A 23,555-nucleotide genomic window follows, 5' to 3' on the forward strand; every position below is an offset into this window, starting at 1 on the left:
ATCAAATCCATATGGCTGAGGGTATCACTCCAAGTGATGCTCTCAGTGTAGACTAGCAAGGGCAATCAGCATAGAAAAAAAAGCAGGTACAGTTCAAAATTGCTATCGGCGACCACAATTTTGGGGTATAAGAGCTGCAAGTTGCTCTCGATTCAAACAATCTTGGTCTCGACGCCCTCCAACTTTCCTTCGAAAGGCTCGGCCAAGGGCAAAAATCCTTCGACAGAGGTGTAGTCATACATCAACCAATCACCTCTGAGGCCCGAGTTTACCCAAAATTTGGTCGGCATTGCCCTATTTTAGCTCGACATTTTCATTGGAAGGCTCAGCATTGCTTTCCAAAAAAAAGCGCTCGTCTAAAAAATGATGGCAAATTGCCCTCTCATACCTCAATTTTGTGCTTCTAAACCTCAATGTCGAGCTTTCGGTTGGGAAAGTGGATGTTGCAGAGAGCAATGATGAGCCTCTGGATAGAAACGCGGAGGATATTTCGCTTAATCTCGAACAAATTTTAAGCAAGGTGGAGCTGCAAGCGGACAATTGCGAGCCTGGCAAGAGAAAGATCAAGCAATTTTTCCCTTTCATCAAAATGTGAAGGAGAAGTTTACACCTACTATTGCATATATTGGTTTATATAAAGATCTTGTAAACTGAGAAAGGATACCGTGCCTGGTACCCTTTCCTTTTGAATCCATCAAACAGGCGAGTCTTACTCGTCTGTTTGTACTTCGGTTTTCTTCACACCTCGGCCTGGAAAACGTTTCGACAGCTCATCCAATTTATCCTGAGCTCCCGGATGTCCCATTTTAGCAGCATTCTTCATCAAACTATACACAATAAGTGAAGTTCGATAAGCTTCGCTACCTGCCAATGCGTAAGAATCCTTAACAGCTGAAAGAATCTCCGACAATTTGTAGTCGATAGAACGCAAAGTGCCTATCGCCTCCACATCGTGATCGAATGCATCAAAATCGATAAATCCGCCTAGCATCGCAGTTTCCTGTCGAGCTACTTCGTGCGACTTGTCTACAAAAGCCACTGATTTATCGCCCATAATTAAAATGTCCTTCTTCTCTTCTTTCGGAAGAACTTTCAATTTAGCCAACAAAACATCATTTAAGGTTTGTAGAGCAGTATCGACCTGAGTTTGCTCCTCAGCTGTTAAAACCAAATCAAACAAATTTTTTTGCATGAAATTTAGTTTTTGGTTAATACTAAAAATATCAGTATCAATTTAATAAAACTTAAATGCACAAAAACTGACATTTGTCATAAATTTGAACCATTAACTATCATTTTGTAAAGTGGAGTTAAACCTACACCTTCTCTACCTTCTTGATACCTCTTCGGTTAAAAATGATTCGATAGCGACGATAGCTAGTCTGATCGTCCATTTTGAAGCGAATTACCATGTTCATGAAATAAACCTTTTCGCCTGCTGTTTTTTCAAACTGATCGTCCTTTAGGTAATAAAGTGGAATTTCGGGATTGTCCATTTTCTGGATAAATCGGGATACATTGAAACGAATGATATCCACAACTCCTGTAATGTTGTAGTTGCCATAGGAGTTGTCCAAAGCTTTTTGATCCAAACGAACCAGCTTTCGGTAAAAGATGATTTTCTCGCCCACGCCACGGCTTTCCACATCCACAATTCGGGATCGGTTTCGATGTTTCATTACACGAAGTGGAACCGTATCCTCGCGAACAAAGTCGAAACTTTCCTTACACCAACCAATTTTCTCATCACCCTTTACGCGGATAACACTCTTGTGGTCGAAAAATCGTTTGTTGATCTTCCCCACCAAATAATGGCGGCTAAGGTCTTTGATTCTATCCTTGAGCATGTAGATAATTACCAAGGCAACAAACAAAGGAATGGTAAAGCTTCCCAGACTTTGCTGAAACACGAAGGTAAGAGCTGCACCAATAATCATGGCCAATCCTGCGGCAATGCTGTACAGAAACTGAATCATGAGTACCCCTTCCTTTTTCTTGCGGACCGATAGCAATAGCTGCCCCTCGAAATATTTCTTAAACGCTCCCCTGCGGTGCACAAACCATCGGTTTTTATCGGTAGGCTTGTCCTCTACCACCAGGTAGTTTTTGCTTTTTTTGTAGGCTACTTCATCGCGCACCAGGTTTAAAATTTCTTGCTTGCGTTTCTCAATCTCCGGATCGTTCACTTTGCGCAATCCACGATGCAAATAGTAGGAGTGCTCATCGAACTGATTGCTCATAAACTCATCTCCAAACAAGAAGTAATCAAACATCTCCTTGCGAACCGTGGGAACATTTACTATTCTTCTTAGCTCACGGTATCGCTCCCCAATTTTTCGAACATTAGCCAGGTAATCCTTAACGAGATATTGACGGTCATCGGCCTGTTCATTTCTCAGGATGTGCTGAATTTCGCGGCGAAGCGCAGCACGAAGAATGGTATGAAACATACGAATGTGATACTCGTAGTTTGCCTCATTCTTTGGGGTGGGATAATTGGCTACCTTCTGGAAAGAGTCCTCCAAATACTTGAATACAGATTGATCGCCCAAGGCAATTTCCCTTAGCAGGTAAGGCGGGGTAATCAAACGGATATTGGAATTAAAATCGTTGTAAAAGTCTTCCTTCTTATAGGTGGATGGATTGATATCCAAACTGCTTGGAACGAACAGCCAGGTTTTAATCGAAAACTCATTTACCTTCCTTTCCTTGCTGGGTTCATAACCCATTTTTATCTCTACAGAAAACTTATCGTGTACTTTTACAACTTCATTTATCATTCGCCAGACTTCTTGTAATTTATGATTCGGTGTGTATTCAATGCTTAAAGGTACTGAATTCTCACCAATACATCTTCCCTTAGAAGCCCCATTTTTAAAGGGATAGCACTTATATCGTTTGCGGAATTAAGATTCTGTTTTTGCCAGCATAAACTTTTTTTAAACTTGGCCTCGAGCTTGCATTAAAAGAGGCTGTCCAAAAAGTAAGTTTAATTCATGTAGTGTCATGTTGAACAAAGTGAAACATCTGATTCTCAATTCTGGAGATTCTTCGTTTTACTCAGAATGACAATAATTTTGTACTTTTTAGACAGCCTCTTTCAATCAGTTTTAAGTGGAAAATTAACGTTTAAACGGATACACGTTAAAATTCTGAGCTCTGAAATATGCAAGTCTGTGTTTGTTCCCGGTCTTAATTTTTTCCAGCATGTCGTCATCAATACGATCGGCTTTGCATTCTACCATTAAAAAGGTAACAAAGCTTTCTGCGATATCTTCACGATCCGGATAATCTTCGGCATATTTCGAAACAAAGGCCACATCATCAGCTTGTGCTTTTCGGTATGCTTTGTTGTAGTGATATGGATCTAAACTTACGTGACCAGCCTCATGAATCATGGCTTCTTCCAAAACTCCTTCTTTAATGTACTCTTCTCCCATTCCGGTATGAACCAATATATCGCCATCGCCACCGCCAAAGTAATTGTTTCCTTTGTGGATGCTAATGGTTCTAATCTTCTCTCTCAAACAGTGAGGAATTCGTCCGATTGCCGTAGAATATTTTTCTGCCTCTACCAAAGCATTCTCTCTCGATTCGAACTCCAGGTTCACCTGTGCCTCACATGTTAATCCATCATCAAAAGTAATATCGAACACGTAGGCATGTACCTTTACATCACGGTCTACCCTTCTATCAAACATGCGACGATCGAATTGCCCCTTATAGATTATCGTCTTAAATGTCGATGGATCTTTATCGGTTACCATTGTTGGCTCCAAATACATGGTTCCCATTTCAAACAAAGGAGGATCCTTTTTTAAACTGGTATCATAGCCATCATCCTCATCACAGGCCGTTAACACCATAAACGATAGTGCCAACAAAATCAATTTCATTCCTAATTTATTCATATGCTATTTTGATTATAATCCTACAGAATAAAGGTAAATCATCACATACAAGAAAATTCGTTACCACCCTAAAGCAGTAACGAATTGATCCATTGATATTGCTAAACTCTTATTCTGTAAACATTTTATATTTTTCGATTTCTTCTTTTGTCATCCAGTGTACATCTTCAGCTTTCGCAGCTTTAATTGTGAAGAAATAAAAATCTTTTGACCACTCTTTAGAATACCCCAAATCTTCGTAGTATTGAATATTTGGTCTATGTTCTGAACTGTTTTCAGGAAAATCGATGGCTTGCTTTCCATCACCATCAGACCAGGAATGTACTCCTAATTTTACAGTACCCTCTTTTGTACGTTTTACTCCCGCTAAAAAGAAATCAACTCCTCCCGATGCTATCATTCCATTGTCTACAATATGGGTATTGATTCCTTTCTCTCTCAAAAGTTTACCAATCTTGAAATTTGTCTCATCATCGTTAGAACCTGGCACCTCAATCATTTTAATCAAATTGATGTTTGGATGCCCTTCTAGCATATGCTTAAAGTCTTTCAAAGTTCTCGTGTATATTTCACCATTCATGTGAACCGTTTTATTATCAGCTTGCACCTCGAAAATATCAAACTTCGATTGTAGCGAGTAATCTACATCATCATCGCTACAGGATACAATACTTAAGCCTAAAAAAAACAGTAAAATCGATTTTGTAATTAATTCCTTCATGTGCTAATTGTTTATAGATTACAGATTCTACATTCAAGTTCACTGCAATCTTACATCTGTAATTTGTTTTATCTATAATCTATAGACAAGCGAAAATGATGATACACGTACCGGATAATCAATAAATACTCTGATCTGCCAAACTTCTTTTTATTTCATTGCTGATAAGAGGTACAAAAAGGATAACCAGGCTACCAGTTATCCCTTATTGTATTATTCTAAATTTAAATCCGACAATTAGAATAATTATTTACTTTTTGCCAATCGGAACCCAATGCTTTCAAAATTAGACTCCGGATGGTTTACATTTCGATTGGTACCTCTCCAAAATGGATGATTTAAAGGATTGATTGAAAAGAAACCTTCCCACTCTAAGTTGAATGCTCCTCCTCTTGATACAATAAAAACACCTTTCTCATTTTTAGGATTTGTTACCGTAGTATTATCATAGGCCAACCTTCCTGTGTCTTCGTAAGTATCGCTGCACCATTCCCACACATTTCCGGTCATATCATATAAGCCCAATTCATTGGCTAGCTTCTCTCCTACAGGATGCGCCTTCATTCCCGAGTTATTTTTGTGCCAGGCAACCTCATCCAAATCATTACTTCCCGAGTAAGTAAATCCTTTGGTTTGATTTCCTCCACGTGCTGCATAAATCCATTCAGCTTCAGTTGGCAATCGATAGTTTTCACCTGTTTTAGCATTTAGTTTTTTAATAAACTCCAGTACTTCAGCTTTGCTTACATTGTTTGCAGGCATATTACCTCCCACGAAGCCCTTAGGTTTGGTTCCCATGATATCCAGCCATTGTGCTTGTGTTACTTCATGTTTGCCAATGTAGAAATCATCAAGAGTAACATTATAGTGTTTGTCCACAACATTATCACCTTCCTTCTTGAATCCTACTGCCAAATCGTAAGTGCCACCTTCAACCAAAACCATTTCCTTATCGGTATCTGTCACTACTTTTACATTAAACTGCACGAATCCAAAATCTGATGGATCAGCTCCAGCTGTAATCAGCACCTCAACTTCTAAAGGAGTTGATTTGTCTTTTTCGATGCTAAATGCAATGTCGAGAGGATTGCTAACTTTTGAAGCCAAAGTAGAACCTGCTACTGGTGCAGCAAAAAGTGTCTTGTTGTCTTTGTTTTGCAATTCAAAACGAACCAATTTATAGTCTGAGCCTACCCACAGCTTAATTTCATCGCTTACCAAAGTTCCCGAACCCCAATCCGAAACTTTAATTTTTTTCAGCTCATAATCCTGAAAAATAACGCCCCCTTTTTCAATACTAACAATAGCATGAGTAAGCTCACCTAAGCCACCTGAACTTTTTACTCCACTTGCTGTTGGTTTAATATTAAAAGCCAACTTGCCATACTCGGTTGGCATAACCACGTCGTCTTTGCTACAAGACACAAATAAGAATGCAATTAGCATTGCACTGATTAAAGAAAAATGTTTCATTTTATTATTCTGTGATTTGATTATAATTCTGTTCTGTTATTAACCCAAGACGTAGGTTTTGATTCCAGCGTTGCACTGGGTTTAATTTTTTTTGATTTTTATTTATCGAAGCAATTCGAGTAATCTTATTACTGGATTTACCAAGGCAATAAACATTGTACGGATTAAGGAGAAAGCTTTCATTCTAATTCTTTTATATGATTTGATCGTTTTTGATAACAGAACCTAAAGTTTCTGCGCTTCATTTATCCTAATCGAACAGAAAGCAACTAGCGTTGCAGAAAAAAAAATATTTTTTCTCACAATTCAGATAATCTATCATTTACATGATATTTTTTTTATTTTTGCGCCCCCCCTTGCAACGCTGCACCCAAATATTTCGTCATGGGTTAAAACAGCGTTTTTCTGCGAACTACAGAAAAGAGAAGAGCTTTGAGAATTAGAAAAACCAATAAAAATAAGTTATACAAACAGTTGTTTGACGAATTTAGCGCTTATGGATTATCCATTGCTCTTAGATTTGTAGGCTGTAAGGAGGACGCTTGGGAAGTTTTAAACGACAGTTTCCTAAAACTATTTTCTTCAATGGAAGAAGATATGGAGAAACAACAAATTAAAGCATTCTTGCGACGTATTGTAATCAATACGGCAATCGACTATTATCGAAAGTCCAACAGAAGACCCGATCATCTTGATCTGGATGAAAACATACAGGATGGATGGACATCGGATGTTGAGCAAAAGCTATCGGCAGAGGAAATATTAAAGGCCTTACATCAATTGTCGCAAGTACAACGATTTGTTTTCACACTTCACGAAATCGAAGGATATAATCACGATGAGATATCCGAGAAATTAGGAATAAACGTAAGTACTTGTCGAAGTCACTTGAGAAGAGCTAAAAATAGTTTACAACAAATTCTAAAGTTCCATGAAAGACAATTGGGATAACAACTGGTCCGACTATATCAAATCAACGCTGGATGAATACAATCCACCGGTTCCAGATCAACTTTGGAATAATCTGGAAGGTAAAATTCCTGTCTCAAATCCATCTGTGTTTTTGACAGGTAAATTCTTTGCGGGTGCCATTCTTTCCATTGGAATGATTGTAGGAGCTTATTTTCTATTTTCGAATAAGAACCAATTGGAGAACCGTGAGTTGAGTGAACAGCTTAACAACAATAACAAAATAGAAATCAATAAAACAGTTGACTTGCATTCGGCAAACAACAATTATAATCTTCACATCACCGATACAGATACAGATACAGATACAGATACAGAGGCACAGAAATCTACGAGAGAAATATCTACAAGTATAGAGCTACTAAACGATTTGGGTGAATCAGGTGCTCCTGCTTTTAAGGAAAAACCATCAAATGAAGAAAGGAAACATGCAGCCATTGCAGATCAACAATATTTATATGCTGGCATAATCAAAGCCGAAGAACCTTTGGTGTTGCATGAAAGCTTTCACAAGCGAATTAAAATTCAGAACAAAAAGAAGAAGAGAATAGAAAAAGACTTCAACATGGCCATTGATGCTGGTATGCAATACATGAAATCTGCCAGTTTTATAGCAGGTATTCAAGCTAAATACAACTGGAATCGATTGGGAGTATATGGAGGTTTGCATTACAGTCCGAATCAACTTAGAGAATTTACATCGGGCGAGGGTGCTGAAAGTTCAACGGTGAAGGTTTTAACTGCCGATGGTATACAACATCGAATCAACTTCTTCTCCGGACTTAGTTATCATGTGATAAAAACCAGAAACAATCGTCTTTCTGCAAAAGCTGGAGTAATATCCAAAACCATATCACTGAATGGTGATGCGAATTATTACAATCCATTGATGATTTCAACCGGACTTGAACTTCGAATCCCTGTTTTAAGAAAATACAATACAGGCATCTATTACAATTACCTATTCAAGCCATCCGATCAGAAAATAAATGGTCATCAGCTGGGAGTTAGAATCCAACTTAATCGTAAAAGATAATATCAATAAGCATACAATTAGAAAGGGGAAAAATTCCACTAACCACAATGCATCTTTCCCCTATACTTACCAAATCATTTTTTTATTTGGTTCTACTAATTAATAAATAATGTAAGGTTTAACACTTAGCAATTTCAACACAAAAATGTGCCATACGATCATTTTTGGTTATCCTAAAAAAGAAAAAGCCGCCATTGGCGACTTTCTCAATTGATCCATCAGGATCTTGAAATTGTATGTTAGTAGGTAAATTCTCGATACAATTATTTCTCAGATATTAAAAGCAAGCTGGCTAAAACAGACAAAACACCAAACTTGCTCCATTGAGTAATTTTCCAAAATTTCTGACTGTTCAGGTAACGATTCAATCGCCCTGAAAGAATGGCAATCAGGCTAAATACAAGCAAAGCCTGTAGCATGAATACAATTCCCAAAACAATCATCTGCATACTCACATGAATATCTGATTTGCTTATAAACTGTGGTAGGAATGCAATAAAAAACAAGGATACCTTAGGGTTTAGCACATTCATTAAGAAACCCTTTCGAACCAGCTTGAATGCCCCCCTTGGCACTTCTTGCTTCATCGATTCATTCTGGTTTCCATCGTCTTTACTTCTTAAAGCAGAAATGGCCAAATAGAACAGATATGCAGCACCCAAGTATTTAATTACAGTAAAAACCAGGGCCGATTGCTGTATTATAATGGACAAACCCAAAGCAGCTGCCGAGGTGTGTACCAAAACACCAAGCGATAATCCCAATGAAATGGCCAGGCCAGTTCTCTGTCCACTACTTACACTTTCGGTCAATACAAATATATTATCGGGTCCTGGCATGATTGACAATACCACTGAAGCCGTTAAAAAAGAAAGTATCATCTCTAATTCCATTCTACACAATTCTTTCGTTAGTACTTAGAAACAAATTAAGTAGAAATGGGGCAAATGCGCTTTAGCAATTCTCACATCAAATTGTGCCATTTGCATTTTGACTCAACACCTATGGATGAATGTTTAGCAATTGCTCTTTTAAATCGGAAGGTTTACATCCCAAATGTTTCTGCACAAATCGACTGTAAGAACTCTGGCTGTCGAAATTCAATTGGTAACTGATCTCCTTATGCGTCAGATCTTCGGCCAAGAGCATACTTTTGATTTCCAATACCAGCAACTCATGGATAATCTGCAAAGGTGTTTTGCCCATTTTCTCCTTTAACTCACCATTCAGTTTACTCAGAGATACATTTAGCATTTTTGCATAATCGGCAACCAGGCGGGTTTGTTTAAAATTGCTCTCTGCCAAGTCTATAAAGCGATCTACCAAAGCATCAAGTTTCGAACTTTCAGCCTTATTAGGAAGGGTGCCCAAAATTTGAAAAAACACATAGGCAAACAGATGCCTGATTTGATGCATTTTGTATTCCCCTTCGGAAAAGTATAGTTCCTTTAATTGGGTAAAGCCATTGTAAAGCAAATCGAAGTTCTCCGAATCGAGCTGAGTACAAGGGTTCTTTCGGAGCATTTTCACAAAATCGCTCTGAACAGGCAATAAACTGGCTTGCAAGAATTCTTTGGTAAACTGAATGATGATCCCATTCTCTTCCCTCTTGCGCTTCATCAAATGCACTTGGTTGGGCATGACCACATACAATGATTTCTCTCGAATTGGATATTCTTTAAAATCGATCAATTGTGATCCTATCCCACCATTCTCGAACAAAATGATCTCGAAATAATCATGCCTGTGAATGCTGGTAAAATCGTACACGGGTTTGTGATCGATTTCTATCATTTGAAAAGACAAATGGTCGTGATTCTCATTTTGTAACTCCTGTATCTTCATCAACTCTTTTGTATTAAGAAAGGAAATGCAATCTAATTGATTTTTACCAAATATCAATATTGCACGTTCTCCAAAGAAAAATGGAATCTAATAGTAGCTTCAACCCATTAGATCTTCAATTACTTGGAATTGGACCTAAATTATGAATGTATCATCAACTTGAGATATTAATCATGATTTTGTAAAATAATACAGTGCCAAACCAAGCGTTTTACCAATGAAAATAGGCGCTAAACAGTATATTCTAGTGTTAAAATTCCTTATCAATTTTAACAATTAAAAAATTTATTTTTTTAGTTTGCTTATTTTGAACACTTTGAAAATTAATATTTGTTAAACTTCAATAAAATCGCAGGTTTCGTTTCGTAAGCTTATTTTTTTTGCTTAATTTCAGGGTAGAAAGATTAATCAAAAAGGCTTAACGAAGCCGAACATACGCGCAGAATAAAACCGGTTTACACTTATCAGAATATTAACTTATCCACTTGTGGATATTAAATATAGGAGGAATTGTGATGAACATGAAAATGCAATCCGTAGGTTTTAAAGCAGATAGCAAATTAGAAGCTTTCATTAACCAAAAACTTAAAAAGCTTGAGAAGTTGGAAAACAGTATTACCACTTACGATGTAATACTAAACGTAGACAAAGCTAGTAATAGAGAAAATAAGGTTGTTGAGGTGAAAATGCAGGTCCCAGGATCGGAACTATTTGCAAAAAAACAAAGCAAAACATTTGAAGAAGCAACAGATTTGGTAGCAGATGCACTTCGAAGCCAAATTCTACGATATAAAGAAAAGAGATAACCCTCGAACAGAAACGGAGCCAATCGGCTCCGTTTTTTTTTTGCTTTAAATCCTCACCAAAATTGCCTTTAACTTTTCTTCACATTTATTTCTCAGATAAATTGGATTATATTTCTATTTTTGAACGCAGCGAACGAAAATAAAAATACAATTGTCCCACTCCACCCACAAAATTGATTTTAATACTTGCTTCAAAGAGTATTACTCCCCTTTGTGCAATTATGCCTATTCATTCCTAACTGATCAAGATCAGTGCGAAGATTTGGTGCAGGACATATTTCTTAAAATTTGGGATTCTCCTCCCAAAATAAGCACATCTATTTCTTCTTATTTGTACAGAGCGGTTAAGAATGCCTGCATTAGCCAAATGAAAAAAAATGTACAGCAAAGCATTCTGCCTATCGAGGAAGTTGAAGATCCAATGGAGACTCCTTTTGAGATAAATCGAGAAGAGAACCTTGCCAGAATTAGAACGAAAGTGGAACGCGCCGTTGAAAATTTACCGCCAAAATGTAAAGAGGTATTTATCATGCGCCGTAATATGCAAATGTCCTATCATGAAATCTCTGAACACCTCAACATTTCTAAAAAAACCATCGAAAACCAGATGAATACGGCAATTAAAAAATTAAGATCTCAATTGGATAAGAATGACTTGCTTATTTATTTCTTGATGATGGTGAAAGGGTAATTTTTTTAAATTTCCCCCAAACACCCCTCTCCCTATCAGGATCTCCCCTGAAAAGAGACAACACCTAAATTTAACTATTCCACCCTCCTTTTACATTTCTTTTCAGTTTAAAATGAAATGTAATTAAAGAGTAATTCACGAAGTAGATAAGAGTGCAAAAACATTTTTTCAAAAAAAATGAAAATTCTATAGGGGTAAATTAAATTTAGATGTCTTACCTATAGAATTGCAATTTATTTATACATGTATTAAGATTTCAGGGCCATGAAAATTAACACAGAAATATTAACAGATTATTTAAACGAGCTATGTGACAACAAAACAAAACAGGCAGTGGAAAATTGGATAAAGGAAGATGCTGCGAACCAAAAATACTTTGAAGAGTTAAAGTTTTATTGGGAATGCAAATCTTCATCCACAAAGAAAATTGAATTTGATTCGAAAAAAGCTTACAGCAAAATATTACAAAAGAAAAACTTACAAAAACGACTTAAAATTCGCCGTTACCTGCAGTACGCGGCTGCAATGACAATTCTAATTGTAAGTGGAATTACATCGTATTTATTTATGAATACCGATTCGGATCAAATATTGGTTGTAAATAATATTGCAAGTGAAAAGCTGTTGAACCTGCCTGATGGAAGTACAATTCTGTTGGCCCAGGGAAGTAGTATTAGGCATTCGAAACACTTTTCAGAAAAGGTGAGATCTATTGAGCTTACAGGGGAAGCTTTTTTTAATGTAGCAAAAGACAAGAACAGACCATTTATCATCTCCACCAGTCAAACCCAAACACAAGTTATCGGAACATCATTTCGAATTTCGGAAGCTAATGGCAATACCTTTATTAAGGTAGAATCGGGAATTGTTGAGTTTAGGGGAAAAAATGAACCAACAAATAAGGTACGACTGGTGAAAGGTGATAAAGCGAAGTTTATGACCAAGCAACATGTAATTCTAAAAGGCTCCAATAAATCTCAAAATTCAGAATTAAAAATTCAGTATTTAGCATATCAGAACGAAAGTTTAAAATCGATATGTAGCGATTTAAATGAACTATTTAATGTAGATATCAGACTGGAAGGAGAAATGATCCCACAACTCAGGTTGACAACAGTATTTGAAAATCAAAAACTGGAAAATATCCTGGAAACCATTTCTTTCACCTTAGATCTTGATATCGAAAAAAACAATTCGTACATCCTACTAAAATAATTCGTACATGAGAAATATATTTCTTTTTCTAGCAGCCATTTTTATGCTGTTGGGGATGAATACGGCAATGTCTCAACCAAAAGACAACCAAATCATTAAAACCAACAAAGAGTCTTATTCCTTTGTGGAGCTAATGGATTTGATTAAAAATCAAACCAAACTGAACTGTACCTACCCAAGCACAGAACTTGGGAAAAAGAAAATTTACTTGGGTAAAAAATCTTACCAACTAAGTATATTACTGGATAAGGTATGTTTGCAGCTTCAGTTAAAACATAAAATCATTGGAAATCAGATTGCTTTTAAAAAGTACCCAAACAAGACAGTAACCATTAGCGGCTATATAAAAGATGCTAACAATGGTGAAGACTTAATTGGAGCTGCCTTCTATATCAAAGAACTGAAAAAAGGTACAATCACCAACCCATATGGCTTTTACTCTTTAAGTGTTCCTGCTGGTTATTATACGTTTAGCTATTCTTTTTTGGGAACAAAAACTCAAACTAAAGTTGTGGAAGTTACCGATAACTTGAGTTTGAATATCGATTTATCTTCTGATAATCTTCAAATAAAAGAAGTAGTTGTAAGAGGTGAAGCTGCAGCCAGTAATGTTGAGCGAGCTGAAATGAGTGTAGTAAAAATGCCAGCCACTACCATAAAAAAGTTACCTGCCTTAATGGGTGAGGTCGACCTAATTAAGGCTGTTCAAATGCTTCCCGGCGTAAAACCTGCTGCCGAAGGGTCGAGTGGTTTTAGTGTTCGTGGAGGTAATCCTGACCAAAACCTTTTGCTTTTGGATGAAGCTCCGGTTTACAATGCCTCTCACCTTTTAGGATTCTTTTCGGTATTTAATAATGATGCTTTAAGTGATATGAAACTTTACAAAGGTGATATTCCTGCCGCAGTAGGTGGTCGTCTTTCATCATTTCTGGATATCAGAATGAAAAATGGAAACAGCAAAAAATTTAGTGGTAATGGTGGTATTGGTACGGTTTCATCAAGGTTAACTCTTGAGGGGCCTATTGGTAAAAATGAAAAGACTTCTTTTATGCTATCAGGAAGAAGAAGTTATGCAGATTTATTTCTTAGATTATCTTCCGACGAAGACGTCAAAAATAATATCGTTTACTTTTACGATGTAAATGCAAAAATCAACCATCGCTTTAATGATAAAAATCGTTTGTTTATTTCAACTTATCTGGGAAAAGATAAATTTAAAAGTAATGAGAATGAATTAAACTTTGGTAACAAAACCATAAGTCTACGTTGGAATCACCTTTTTTCTAACAAACTATTTTCAAATGCCACCTTCCTGTATAGCAAGTATGATTATGAAATTTCAAATAGATTAGGTGTTGATGCATTCATGTGGAAATCAAATATGGAAGATTATTCGGCAAAACTTGATTTCAACTACTTTCTTAATGCCAATAACAATATCAAATTTGGAGGTGCTATTATCTATCACAAATTTGAACCCGGACATGCTTATGGCCTGGGTGAACAGTCAATATTCTCGGATTATAAAGTGAACGAATCAAATGCATTGGAAGAGGCGCTATACATTTCCAATGAGCAAAAAATTGGTGATCGCTTGACTTTGAAATACGGTTTACGTTTTAGCATGTTCAACAATATTGGAAAAGGAACCGTTTATAAGTTTGATGAAAACTATAATGTTACAGATTCCACCAAATATAAGAATGGCAAAATTTTTAATACCTACACCAATTGGGAACCTCGCTTAGGTATTAAATATAGTGTTGGTCCAACTTCATCTGTAAAGGCTAGTTATTCCAGAACCACTCAATACATGCAGCTAACTCAAAATTCTACGGGAGGATTGCCACTGGATGTTTGGTTCCCAGCTTCGCCAAATGTAAAACCACAAACTTCCGATCAGTTTGCATTAGGGTATTTCAGAAACTTTAGAGACAATACCATCGAAATGTCATTAGAAGGATATTATAAGAAATTACACAACTCTATAGATTTTAAGGATTTTGCTGAATTACTTCTAAATAAACACCTGGAAGGTGAATTAAGAACTGGATCGGCCAAAGCCTATGGTTTTGAATTTACTACAAACCTTAAATTTAATCGCTTGCAAGGTTGGGTTGGATATACATGGTCGAGAACAAGACGTACAATAGATGGGATCAATAATGGGAAATCTTACCGTTCTCCATATGATGTACCGCACAATATAAAAGCAGCTTTAAGTTATAAACTAACAAAAAGAACTACAGTTTCTGCAAACTTTACCTACTCAACAGGATCTCCTGTTACCTATCCGGTTGGTAGAGCTGAATACCAAGGAGCATTGGTAAAAATTTATTCAGGAAGAAACTCATATAGAATGCCAGACAATCATCGTTTGGATTTAGCTCTTACATTAAAAGGGAAAAAGAAACCTGGACGTAAATGGGAAGGTGAATGGAATTTCTCTTTATACAATGCATATGGTAGAAAAAATCCATGGTACATCAGTTTCAAGCAGGATGACAACAACCCTAACGTAATGAAAGCTGAAAAAACATACCTATTTACCTTTGTTCCTTCAATTACTTATAACTTTAAATTTTAGAATGATGAAAATGAATATATTAAAACACCTCTCTCTTCCTTCATTCACCAACAAGCAAATCATACCCATTTGCCTGTTAATTTTTGTTATTACAATTTGTTCATGTACAGAAGATATTAATGTAAAAGTTGACAAAGGAGATACACGTTTATCTGTGGAAGCTAGCGTAACATCTGATTTTAAAAACCATACTGTAATTCTAAAGGAATCTAGTGATGTATTTTTTAATCAAAAGGCAGTACTAGTTCAAAATGCAATTGTTACTGTAACAGATGGCAGTAATACCTATAATTATATTGAAACTTCAGCTGGACATTATGAGAGTGAGAATAAATTTGCGGGAGAACCTGGCAAAACCTATTCTCTATCCATTACAAATGTAGATGTCAATGATGATGGAAACATGGAGGAATATTCGGCCAGTTCTACCATGAAATATCCATATACTGTAGAAAAGATAGAATTGCATTTCGATCCTGATTATGAACCAGAAGGTGATGATGAAGACGAAGGTGCATTTTGGTTGGTTTCATTATATATGCAGGATGATATTAAAACAAAGGATTTCTACGCTTATGCTTGTAGTATAAATGATGTTCTGGTTCATGACACCATAACTGAAATCATCGTCCAAGAAGATACTTATTTTAATGGCGAATTAACAAAAGGAGCAGATGTTGGAGAGTTAAGTCAAGCAAAACCAGATGAAATACTGGAAGAAAACGACAAGGTGACTCTAGAAACCTATGCCATAACTGAAGAATATTACGATTTCGTTTCTCAACTAAAACAACAAGATGAAGGACAAGACATGTTTTCTGGCCCTCCAGGAAATATAGCATCAAATGTTTCAAATGGAGCAATAGGCTTTTTTGCTGTTTACTCCATTACTCGAACATCAACTTTACTTACAACTGATTAAATACCTAAAAGAGCACCCAATTGAGTGCTCTTTTTTTATTCTTTAAAACCAATATCATTGTGCGTTCCATCACAGAATGGCTTGTTTTTCGATGCTCCACATCTGCAAAAATAGCACGCATCTTCCATAACTTCGCGCTTTCCGTCCGATCTAACCAGCGTAATTGGCCCCTCAACCATTAATGGTCCGTTTGTCATTACCTCAACTTTTTTTCCTGTTTCTAACGCTTTAATAGGTCCCTTATCCGCCTCATCCTCTTCCGGAGTATTCATGTAAAAGGATAAAGCACGCGATGGACATTTTTGTACCTGTTTGATGATTGATTCCGTATCTGCTCCTTGCATTTTTATCCAAGGACGAGTTCCAGGCTGAAAAACTGTTGGCAAACCTTTAAAACAGGTTCCGGCGTGAATACAAATCGCCGAATCATAAACCACAGTTACTTCTCCGTTTGAATATTCTTTTTTTGTATTCTTCATGATTTCTTGTTTTGATGTTAGATTGTCACCTCTTAATTTACCACATTTTTAAAAAAATTGCAGATTTTTATTTTAAAGCATAAAAAAAGTTCTTTCAACAATCTCCTCATCCTGAACCACCTGCAAAAACAAGCAAAAGCAGGCGAAATAAATTCTTAATTTTAGTATAAAAAAGCTCTTGCAGATCTAAAAAAATGTTCTACTTTTGTCGCAGACTTTTGAGAAACGATAGTCTTGAAGTCTACAAAACACACGGGTGTAGCTCAGTTGGCAGAGCACTGGTCTCCAAAACCAGGTGTCGGGAGTTCGAGTCTCTCCTCCCGTGCAAGACCTTCCGATTTTTCGGAAGGTTTTTTTGTATCTATAAAAAACAAAACCGCCCGAAGGCGGTTCTCTGTTTTTAATTGTTCTAACACTAATACTATTTCACTCTGGTATGAAGAGTCACCTATCGGTGATTTCACACACGCTCTTTAATCAAATAATTGTCTGCTATTTCCTGATAACTTTCTCGGTTTAAATTGTTTTTAAATCCTCTTTTTGATTTCTTCGATTGAGGTCGTCTTCTCTTTTCTCTGGTCTGTTCAGCTCTAAAAGTTTTAGACATAACATCAAATTTTTAGTTCTTCAAAAATTCATATTATCAGATATTTGTACGGGATATTTGCCTAGGACGTTACAAAAAATTGTATTTGATATTCAATAACCTTTCTATTTCGCCCATAGACCTACAAGCATCCTACTTCAATTTACACTTCCAAAGGTTCCTGAGTGTAGTCTAAGGACCAAAAAAAATAAAAGAATTTTCTTTAAACCAAGCTCATATAATATGTTCTGCTATACCTACATATTACAATGCAATGATGGTTCTTACTATACTGGCAGTACCTAGAACTTAGATAAACGATTAGAAGAACACATGCTTGGCTTAGGTTCTCATTTCACAAAAAAGCACTTACCAGTAAAGTTGGTTTATTTCGAAGAATTTGATAGAATAGATGATGCGTTCTACAGAGAAAAACAAATTAAGGGTTGGAGTAGAATAAAGAAAGAAGCATTGATTAATAATCAAAAGGAAGAACTAAAATTACTCTCAGCATGTAAAAACAAAACGCACTACAAAAATTTGTAATGCGCTTGATATATTTGCGGCTCTTCGACTTCGCTCAGGGACCTAAGCTCCTACTCCACTTTGCAGATCCAAAGGATCCTGAGCGGAGTCGAAGGACCTGTTAATTCAGAGGATTCAAACCTACAACAGCTGCATATCATATAGCTTCTTATAGGCTCCATCTTTCTCTATTAGTTCATCGTGTTTACCACGTTCTACAATTTCTCCTTCGTTGAAAACACAAATTAAATCGGCATTTTTAACGGTCGACAAACGGTGTGCAATCACCAATGAAGTCCTATTCTTCATTAATTTATCCAAAGCATCCTGTACCAATCTTTCCGACTCTGTATCCAAAGCTGAAGTTGCCTCATCCAAAATCATAATTGGAGGATTTTTAAGCACTGCACGTGCAATACTCAATCGCTGACGTTGACCACCTGAAAGCTTACTACCTCTATCTCCAATATTGGTATCGTAACCATTCTCTGTAGCACTGATAAAGTCGTGAGCATTGGCAATTTTAGCAGCAGCTATTACATCATCCATTGTTGCGTTCTCAACTCCAAAGGCAATGTTATTAAATATGGTATCATTAAAAAGAATCGATTCTTGATTCACATTCCCCATCAGGTTACGTAAATCTTTCATCTTATAATCACGAATGTCAATACCATCAACCAAAATGCTACCCTCATTTACATCGTAAAATCGTGGTAACAAATCCACGAAAGTAGTTTTACCAGAACCCGACTGACCAACCAATGCCACTGTTTTTCCTTTTGGAATTTCCAGATCAACATTCTTCAATACATTCCTTTCTCCATTATATGAGAAAGTAACATTCTTATAATGGATAGAATTGCAAAATTCACCTACTGATTCTGCATTTTCTTTATCTGTAATGGTCGATTTTGCCTCTAATACTTGATCAATTCTATCCATTGCTGCCAACCCTTTCTGAATACTATAGTATGCTTTCGAAAATGATTTCGCAGGATTAATCACAGAATAGAAAATAACCAAATAAGTGATAAAGTCAGCTCCGTTCATTGTTCCTTTGCCGTCAATAATTAATCTACCTCCATACCAAAGTACAATTACAATTACCATTGTTCCCAAAAACTCACTAACCGGATGAGCTAAAACTCTTCTCCTCATTAATGAATTCATTGTTCTGCGATAATCATTATTCTCTTTAGTAAACTTTGATTCCACTTTTTTCTCTGCTGTAAATGCTTTGATAATCCTCAATCCCGAAAGTGTTTCCTCAATAGTTGATAACAAATCGGCCATCAAATTTTGTCCTATTCTAGACCTTCCTTTAAGAGTTCTACCAATTCTACCAATTATTCCACCTGCTATTGGTAAAAGTATAAATACAAATAGAGTCAATTCCGGACTCATTTTGATCATAGCAATAAGAGCTACAAGAATAATGATTGGATTCTTTATAAACATATCCAATGAATTCATGATTGAATTCTCAACTTCCTGAACATCACCAGTTGATCTAGCAATAATATCACCCTTTTTTTCATCTGTAAAAAAAGGAATAGGAAGACTTATAATCTTATGGTATAGTTTAACTCTTAGGTCTCGAACAACTGCATTTCGAATATTAACGATATGATATGATCCAAAGTAAGTAAAGCCTACTTTTAGCGCCACTGCAATAACAAGTACCATTCCAACAAAAATTAAAGCTGAATCAGCTCCATAATCATTTTTCATTTGGGTAGTGTAATAGTAGAAATTGTGATTTAAAGCACTTGTACTAAACTCCCACTCTACCATTTCATTAATTGGCTCCGTAATATTGAAAAGAATTTCCAAAATTGGTTTCATCATTACAAATGAGAACACACCAAAAACAGCACCAAGTAAATTATAGATAAAACTCAATATTAAATCTCCCTTGTAAGGAGGTAGAAAGCGTTTGAGGATACTAAAAAAATCTTTCATTAAAAGTATAAATAGTTAAACAAGTACATTGGGCTATCAAGAGTCTACCCAATAAAAATAGGCTGTAAAAGTACAACTCTTACAGCCTAAAAGAAACCGCCATACAGAATTGCTCTTTTTCAACACTTTACATTTTGCTCTTATCTATGTTTTTGCTAATTTTACGCTATAACTTTAAACAAACTTTAAACATTTACACTTAACACCTAAGAGAATCTGTTAAATATTATGGCAAAAGTTACTTGCGTTCTTGAAACAAGAAAATCAAAGAAAGGATATCAACTTAGAATAAGGACTTACAGCAAGGGAGAAATCAAATATTATCCGCTTGGTTTATTCCTTCCTCGTAAAGGTGATTTTAGTAAAAAAACCAATACCGTTTTATCATCCTTTGAAGATCATGAAAGATTCAACAAAATCATAAAAAAAGAACTCGACAAATATACTAATTTAATTGAGTCTGACCCGAACACAAATGTTAAGGTATCTGAAAAAACAGACGTTTTTAAAGAACTGTCAAGATACAATCAACTACTTTTATTAGATGGTCAAATATCAGTAAAACACAACAACTCCGTTCTTAAAAACCATTTAAAAAAATTCCTATCCAGAGAAAATGAATTAAGTGTTTATGAAATAGATAGAGACTTTATGAATAAGTTTTATCTATACCTAAGAAAATCAATGCGTAGACCATCTATTAGAATTAACATATCCTACTTAAAACAATGTATCGATAGAATAATTGAAAATAATGAGTTGGATATCAAAAATCACGCTGCTTTATTTAAAATTCCACAAGGAAACGAACCCCAAAAAGAAGTTTATCTTAATAAGAATATTTTAGATTCATTTATCAGGAATCCACAAAAGAAGAAGCAAGAAATACTCACAAAATATTCTTCTCTATTTATGTTCTACGCACAAGGACAAAGGTTTTCAGATAACTTCTTTCAAAAATGGAATAACATTAAAAAATACCCTATAGAAGAAGAAGTTTTCCTAGAATCATTAGAGAGTGGTGAAGCATACACAGGTGGATACAAATATGTTTTATCCTTTGTAACAGACAAAGTAGATCAGGTTAATAAAATGGTGTTATGTGATTCTGCTTTAAAGTGTCTAAGGTTTTTTCTCTCAAAAGAAAACCAAATTAGTTTATTAAATGGCAAAGGTGATTTTATAATTGAAGATGAAGAATTATCTATTATAGCAAAGCACAAAGCAGACAAAACCAATAAAAGGGTATTAACATTTGATTCAGAAGAAGCCTTTGAATTTTTAAAAGACTTTTTGGATATTCAATCATTACAAACTCCTAATGAGTTCACATTCCACAATAAAGATTTAACAGGTTATAGTTTAGAAAAAATCAAATCCTGTCAAACAGCCGAAAGACAAAAAAGGAATGAATGGTTAAGAAAAATCTGTAAAAACATTGAAACATTAGAATTAACCTGTCATGATTTCCGTAGGTTATTCGCGATTATATTCTACACTAAAACCTCTGATATATACGCACTTTCATCAATGCTTTTTCACTCAAGCATCAAAATTACTGTAGAGTATTTAAAGAAATTAAATGTCTTTGATTTGAATGAAAATAAAGCATTGGAGTTTTACAACGATTTATAAGAAGCTTTAAAAGCTTCTTTTTTTTTTCAAAATAATTCACAAATTCTTCCCCAAAATCTAAAACTTTTCTTTTCACATTTAATATATAAGCAAAAGCACTTATTGTTTAATATGAAGAAAGAAATATTAGATGACTTATTCACTCAAAACTATCAAAAGATATATAATCAGTTCGTAGGTAAAAAAGGTAAATACAAAACAACTGTAAACGGACAAACAAAGGAAGATATACTACACAACTATATGCTGGTTTTATTGGAAAATCACGAAAACATTAAAATTGACAAAAGCATAGATCAATTATTAAATTCAAACTCTGAACCTGATAAGAAAACCATAGATATTTTCTGTTCTAAGGTTCTTTATAAGCTTTCCAGACAGTTTCAAGATGATAACAAGCTAACACAACTACAGAAAAAAATGAAATACGCTGTTGATCTTGAAAATATCTCAGAAGAAGAAACAGAGGATTTAAGAGTTTTACTTGAAGAGAATCTTTATATTCTCAATGATGAAGAATTCATGTATGTTACATACTTTAACAAATACAAAAAAAGTGAAGCTGCTAAAAAACTAGCTATTGACAGGAAGACTTTTCGAAAAAGAATGAACCTGACTATCGGTAAAATAAAGCAACATTTAATAGTAAACGAACTAATAGACTTACAATAAAAAAGGAGCTTAAACAAGCTCCTTTGGTCGTATTTAAATTTTATACTCAAATTCCTTTTTCAATAAACCTGATGTAAATTCATCACTTCGAATAATCACCTCCCCTTTTATGCTATATGGTTTCTCAACCAACACAAGTTCTTTGAGGAATACATTTCTCTCAAGTGACTCCTGAGGAATGCTAATAGCACATTTTTCAAATCTCATTTTAGTTCTTTCGACAAAAATATACTCATCATACTCAACAACATTTAAACGAAGTTTAAATGCTAACGTATCGGCAGCAACAGAAGAAAAAGAATAGTTTGTGTAAGAACTCAAACTTTCCTTTTTAGGGAGTTTTTTCTTAAGTCTTTCTTCTGAAATTATTGTAGGTTCACCGCTAAAAAAAATCTTCATCTCAATATCTAAATCTATTGATTTATTGGAACGATTCACTAAATCAATATCAAAATATCTCAAATCGTAAAAGCTTAAATCATCAGTTGTACAATTTCTAACTACAGGTATTATTTCAATATCATCTTTACGATCTGGATTCTCGAATTTTGTTTTATAAATATTATCATAATCAGCCCTCATAAGCCTCTTAGTACTTGTGCCAACCCGTATAAAACCATCTCCTTCCTTAAATTCGGTCTTATTTTGCTCCATAGAGTTCTGAACATTCTTTTTAAGAATATAAGGTCTATCCTTATTATCAAATATTCTAAAATAAGCTAGTGTATATCCTTCAAAATCTATACTTCTATATTCGAAATTGATTTTAGGTTCAATATGGCTATCCAAATATTGTTGATAGTTTGCCTGATCAATTAATTCATCAATATTATAGAATTCAGCAGCAGTTCCATTTTTTTCTTTTACCCCAATAATAATAAACTTGTCTTCATTAGAAGGGTGATTAGCCATAGCACTAATATCCTTAATTATTTCATGCTTTTTATAATGCTTTTGAATAGGATACTGTTCCTTCTTAAAGTCTACATTGTGACTTTCAGGATAATATTTTATTATCTCTATGACTTTTTCTTTCATTATATCTTAATAATTTAATCACTCCTATTTAAAGGACTCAATAAGAATACGATCTAATAAAGTTAAACAAAAAAAGGAAGCATGTTTAGCTTCCTTTTGAATTTTACTTTCGCTTCTTAATGATATCCATAATCTTTTCACCAGATCTACCGACAAAATAGTATAATGATACACCCTTAAGTAATTCTTCCAATATTGTTATAAATTCCTGTCTCATATGAAACACCCCCGAACTGTCCAATATTGAAAACACCGTATAAGAAATAAGCAGATATAAAAACACCAATGGTCTAATATTCTTTGATAACCAACTATCAGAACTCATATCTATTTTAGTTCTTTCGGTAGTAGCATCATTTGCTTCTTCTTGTATCTGCTTTACTCTTTCTAATTTTTCATCAACTGTTGTATTATTATCACTGATTACTTCACCAATAGCTTTAATTGGATTAGTAAATTTATTTAACCAACTCACTCAT

21 protein-coding genes, 1 tRNA gene and 1 pseudogene are annotated in these 23,555 nt (G+C 35.1%); 11 read left to right on the forward strand and 12 right to left on the reverse strand.

Annotated elements, in window-relative coordinates; genetic code table 11:
* Nucleotides 1-709 precede the first annotated feature (709 nt).
* The 5 genes from DF185_RS07750 to DF185_RS23560 all read right to left on the reverse strand — a co-directional run bounded on the left by DF185_RS07750 (nucleotide 710) and on the right by DF185_RS23560 (nucleotide 6,105).
* Nucleotides 710-1,192, reverse strand: coding sequence for a hypothetical protein (locus DF185_RS07750; RefSeq protein WP_110360184.1), 483 nt, complete (start codon nucleotides 1,190-1,192; stop codon nucleotides 710-712).
* Between the two features lie 124 nt (nucleotides 1,193-1,316).
* Nucleotides 1,317-2,780, reverse strand: a complete 1,464-nt coding sequence (locus DF185_RS07755) for a hypothetical protein (RefSeq protein ID WP_110360185.1) — start codon at nucleotides 2,778-2,780, stop codon at nucleotides 1,317-1,319.
* 342 nt (nucleotides 2,781-3,122) lie between these two features.
* Nucleotides 3,123-3,911 carry a hypothetical protein gene (locus DF185_RS07760; protein ID WP_110360186.1) on the reverse strand — a complete coding sequence of 263 codons (789 nt, stop codon included), beginning with the start codon at nucleotides 3,909-3,911 and terminating at the stop codon, nucleotides 3,123-3,125.
* 109 nt (nucleotides 3,912-4,020) lie between these two features.
* Complete coding sequence (locus tag DF185_RS07765; RefSeq protein WP_110360187.1) at nucleotides 4,021-4,632, reverse strand: alpha/beta hydrolase; 612 nt, start codon at nucleotides 4,630-4,632, stop codon at nucleotides 4,021-4,023.
* Nucleotides 4,633-4,878: 246 nt separating this feature from the next.
* Nucleotides 4,879-6,105, reverse strand: a complete 1,227-nt coding sequence (locus tag DF185_RS23560; RefSeq protein ID WP_165835976.1) for a formylglycine-generating enzyme family protein — start codon at nucleotides 6,103-6,105, stop codon at nucleotides 4,879-4,881.
* Between the two features lie 432 nt (nucleotides 6,106-6,537).
* Here DF185_RS23560 and DF185_RS07775 point away from each other — a divergent pair, with 432 nt between their 5' ends.
* Together DF185_RS07775 and DF185_RS07780 are read left to right on the forward strand one after the other, a co-directional pair.
* Nucleotides 6,538-7,056 carry an RNA polymerase sigma factor gene (locus tag DF185_RS07775; RefSeq protein WP_165835977.1) on the forward strand — a complete coding sequence of 173 codons (519 nt, stop codon included), beginning with the start codon at nucleotides 6,538-6,540 and terminating at the stop codon, nucleotides 7,054-7,056.
* Nucleotides 7,037-8,110: a hypothetical protein gene (locus DF185_RS07780; protein ID WP_110360189.1), complete on the forward strand. Its 1,074-nt coding sequence runs from the start codon at nucleotides 7,037-7,039 to the stop codon at nucleotides 8,108-8,110. Before DF185_RS07775 ends, DF185_RS07780 begins: the two co-directional genes overlap by 20 nt.
* Before the next feature lie 263 nt (nucleotides 8,111-8,373).
* On the opposite strand, the gene DF185_RS07785 is transcribed toward DF185_RS07780, so the two are convergent.
* Complete coding sequence (locus DF185_RS07785) at nucleotides 8,374-9,003, reverse strand: LysE family translocator (RefSeq protein ID WP_110360190.1); 630 nt, start codon at nucleotides 9,001-9,003, stop codon at nucleotides 8,374-8,376.
* Between the two features lie 109 nt (nucleotides 9,004-9,112).
* Nucleotides 9,113-9,955, reverse strand: a complete 843-nt coding sequence (locus DF185_RS07790; RefSeq protein ID WP_110360191.1) for a helix-turn-helix domain-containing protein — start codon at nucleotides 9,953-9,955, stop codon at nucleotides 9,113-9,115.
* A 515-nt stretch (nucleotides 9,956-10,470) separates the two neighbouring features.
* Between DF185_RS07790 and hpf the strand changes: the two genes are divergently transcribed.
* The 5 genes from hpf (at nucleotide 10,471) to DF185_RS07815 (ending at nucleotide 16,176) form a co-directional block, all read left to right on the forward strand.
* Complete coding sequence (gene hpf / locus DF185_RS07795; protein WP_110360192.1) at nucleotides 10,471-10,761, forward strand: ribosome hibernation-promoting factor, HPF/YfiA family; 291 nt, start codon at nucleotides 10,471-10,473, stop codon at nucleotides 10,759-10,761.
* A gap of 151 nt (nucleotides 10,762-10,912) precedes the next feature.
* Nucleotides 10,913-11,452: an RNA polymerase sigma-70 factor gene (locus DF185_RS07800; RefSeq protein ID WP_165835978.1), complete on the forward strand. Its 540-nt coding sequence runs from the start codon at nucleotides 10,913-10,915 to the stop codon at nucleotides 11,450-11,452.
* A gap of 264 nt (nucleotides 11,453-11,716) precedes the next feature.
* Nucleotides 11,717-12,667, forward strand: coding sequence for a FecR family protein (locus DF185_RS07805; protein WP_110360194.1), 951 nt, complete (start codon nucleotides 11,717-11,719; stop codon nucleotides 12,665-12,667).
* Between the two features lie 7 nt (nucleotides 12,668-12,674).
* On the forward strand, nucleotides 12,675-15,254 hold the full coding sequence (locus DF185_RS07810; RefSeq protein WP_110360195.1) for a TonB-dependent receptor: 2,580 nt from the start codon (nucleotides 12,675-12,677) through the stop codon (nucleotides 15,252-15,254).
* Nucleotides 15,255-15,264: 10 nt separating this feature from the next.
* Nucleotides 15,265-16,176 carry a DUF4249 domain-containing protein gene (locus tag DF185_RS07815; RefSeq protein WP_165835979.1) on the forward strand — a complete coding sequence of 304 codons (912 nt, stop codon included), beginning with the start codon at nucleotides 15,265-15,267 and terminating at the stop codon, nucleotides 16,174-16,176.
* Nucleotides 16,177-16,211: 35 nt separating this feature from the next.
* On the opposite strand, the gene DF185_RS07820 is transcribed toward DF185_RS07815, so the two are convergent.
* Complete coding sequence (locus DF185_RS07820) at nucleotides 16,212-16,655, reverse strand: (4Fe-4S)-binding protein (protein ID WP_110360197.1); 444 nt, start codon at nucleotides 16,653-16,655, stop codon at nucleotides 16,212-16,214.
* Between the two features lie 252 nt (nucleotides 16,656-16,907).
* Between DF185_RS07820 and DF185_RS07825 the strand changes: the two genes are divergently transcribed.
* Nucleotides 16,908-16,980 (forward strand) — tRNA-Trp (locus tag DF185_RS07825).
* Between the two features lie 135 nt (nucleotides 16,981-17,115).
* Here DF185_RS07825 and DF185_RS23565 read toward each other — a convergent pair.
* A complete protein-coding gene (locus DF185_RS23565) occupies nucleotides 17,116-17,262 on the reverse strand; it encodes a hypothetical protein (RefSeq protein ID WP_165835980.1) in 147 nt (48 codons plus the stop codon).
* A 297-nt stretch (nucleotides 17,263-17,559) separates the two neighbouring features.
* Here DF185_RS23565 and DF185_RS07830 point away from each other — a divergent pair.
* Nucleotides 17,560-17,787: pseudogene (locus tag DF185_RS07830) on the forward strand (GIY-YIG nuclease family protein); the annotation flags it as partial.
* A gap of 120 nt (nucleotides 17,788-17,907) precedes the next feature.
* On the opposite strand, the gene DF185_RS07835 reads toward DF185_RS07830, so the two are convergent.
* Nucleotides 17,908-19,731, reverse strand: coding sequence for an ABC transporter ATP-binding protein (locus DF185_RS07835; RefSeq protein WP_110360198.1), 1,824 nt, complete (start codon nucleotides 19,729-19,731; stop codon nucleotides 17,908-17,910).
* A gap of 228 nt (nucleotides 19,732-19,959) precedes the next feature.
* Between DF185_RS07835 and DF185_RS07840 the strand changes: the two genes are divergently transcribed.
* The gene (locus DF185_RS07840; RefSeq protein WP_110360199.1) at nucleotides 19,960-21,366 is read left to right on the forward strand and encodes a tyrosine-type recombinase/integrase; all 1,407 of its coding nucleotides are present in this window, start codon (nucleotides 19,960-19,962) and stop codon (nucleotides 21,364-21,366) included.
* A 111-nt stretch (nucleotides 21,367-21,477) separates the two neighbouring features.
* Complete coding sequence (locus tag DF185_RS07845) at nucleotides 21,478-22,038, forward strand: sigma-70 RNA polymerase sigma factor region 4 domain-containing protein (protein WP_110360200.1); 561 nt, start codon at nucleotides 21,478-21,480, stop codon at nucleotides 22,036-22,038.
* Nucleotides 22,039-22,071: 33 nt separating this feature from the next.
* On the opposite strand, the gene DF185_RS07850 is transcribed toward DF185_RS07845, so the two are convergent.
* Together DF185_RS07850 and DF185_RS07855 are read right to left on the reverse strand one after the other, a co-directional pair.
* Entirely contained in the window at nucleotides 22,072-23,076 is a 1,005-nt protein-coding gene (locus DF185_RS07850; protein ID WP_110360201.1) for an AlbA family DNA-binding domain-containing protein, read from the reverse strand.
* Nucleotides 23,077-23,179: 103 nt separating this feature from the next.
* Nucleotides 23,180-23,551: a hypothetical protein gene (locus tag DF185_RS07855; protein WP_110360202.1), complete on the reverse strand. Its 372-nt coding sequence runs from the start codon at nucleotides 23,549-23,551 to the stop codon at nucleotides 23,180-23,182.
* Between the last annotated feature and the right edge of the window lie 4 nt (nucleotides 23,552-23,555).

Origin of the sequence: Marinifilum breve, assembly GCF_003202155.1 — a bacterium.
Classification (GTDB): domain Bacteria; phylum Bacteroidota; class Bacteroidia; order Bacteroidales; family Marinifilaceae; genus Marinifilum; species Marinifilum breve.

Coding starts and splice junctions, on each gene's coding strand:
- DF185_RS07750 (WP_110360184.1), bottom strand. CDS start 1,192: ATGCAAAAAAATTTGTTTGATTTGGTTTTAACAGCTGAGGAGCAAACT.
- DF185_RS07755 (WP_110360185.1), bottom strand. CDS start 2,780: ATGATAAATGAAGTTGTAAAAGTACACGATAAGTTTTCTGTAGAGATA.
- DF185_RS07760 (WP_110360186.1), bottom strand. CDS start 3,911: ATGAATAAATTAGGAATGAAATTGATTTTGTTGGCACTATCGTTTATG.
- DF185_RS07765 (WP_110360187.1), bottom strand. CDS start 4,632: ATGAAGGAATTAATTACAAAATCGATTTTACTGTTTTTTTTAGGCTTA.
- DF185_RS23560 (WP_165835976.1), bottom strand. CDS start 6,105: ATGAAACATTTTTCTTTAATCAGTGCAATGCTAATTGCATTCTTATTT.
- DF185_RS07780 (WP_110360189.1), top strand. CDS start 7,037: ATGAAAGACAATTGGGATAACAACTGGTCCGACTATATCAAATCAACG.
- DF185_RS07785 (WP_110360190.1), bottom strand. CDS start 9,003: ATGGAATTAGAGATGATACTTTCTTTTTTAACGGCTTCAGTGGTATTG.
- DF185_RS07790 (WP_110360191.1), bottom strand. CDS start 9,955: ATGAAGATACAGGAGTTACAAAATGAGAATCACGACCATTTGTCTTTT.
- hpf (WP_110360192.1), top strand. CDS start 10,471: ATGAACATGAAAATGCAATCCGTAGGTTTTAAAGCAGATAGCAAATTA.
- DF185_RS07805 (WP_110360194.1), top strand. CDS start 11,717: ATGAAAATTAACACAGAAATATTAACAGATTATTTAAACGAGCTATGT.
- DF185_RS07810 (WP_110360195.1), top strand. CDS start 12,675: ATGAGAAATATATTTCTTTTTCTAGCAGCCATTTTTATGCTGTTGGGG.
- DF185_RS07815 (WP_165835979.1), top strand. CDS start 15,265: ATGAATATATTAAAACACCTCTCTCTTCCTTCATTCACCAACAAGCAA.
- DF185_RS07820 (WP_110360197.1), bottom strand. CDS start 16,655: ATGAAGAATACAAAAAAAGAATATTCAAACGGAGAAGTAACTGTGGTT.
- DF185_RS23565 (WP_165835980.1), bottom strand. CDS start 17,262: ATGTCTAAAACTTTTAGAGCTGAACAGACCAGAGAAAAGAGAAGACGA.
- DF185_RS07835 (WP_110360198.1), bottom strand. CDS start 19,731: ATGAAAGATTTTTTTAGTATCCTCAAACGCTTTCTACCTCCTTACAAG.
- DF185_RS07840 (WP_110360199.1), top strand. CDS start 19,960: ATGGCAAAAGTTACTTGCGTTCTTGAAACAAGAAAATCAAAGAAAGGA.
- DF185_RS07845 (WP_110360200.1), top strand. CDS start 21,478: ATGAAGAAAGAAATATTAGATGACTTATTCACTCAAAACTATCAAAAG.
- DF185_RS07850 (WP_110360201.1), bottom strand. CDS start 23,076: ATGAAAGAAAAAGTCATAGAGATAATAAAATATTATCCTGAAAGTCAC.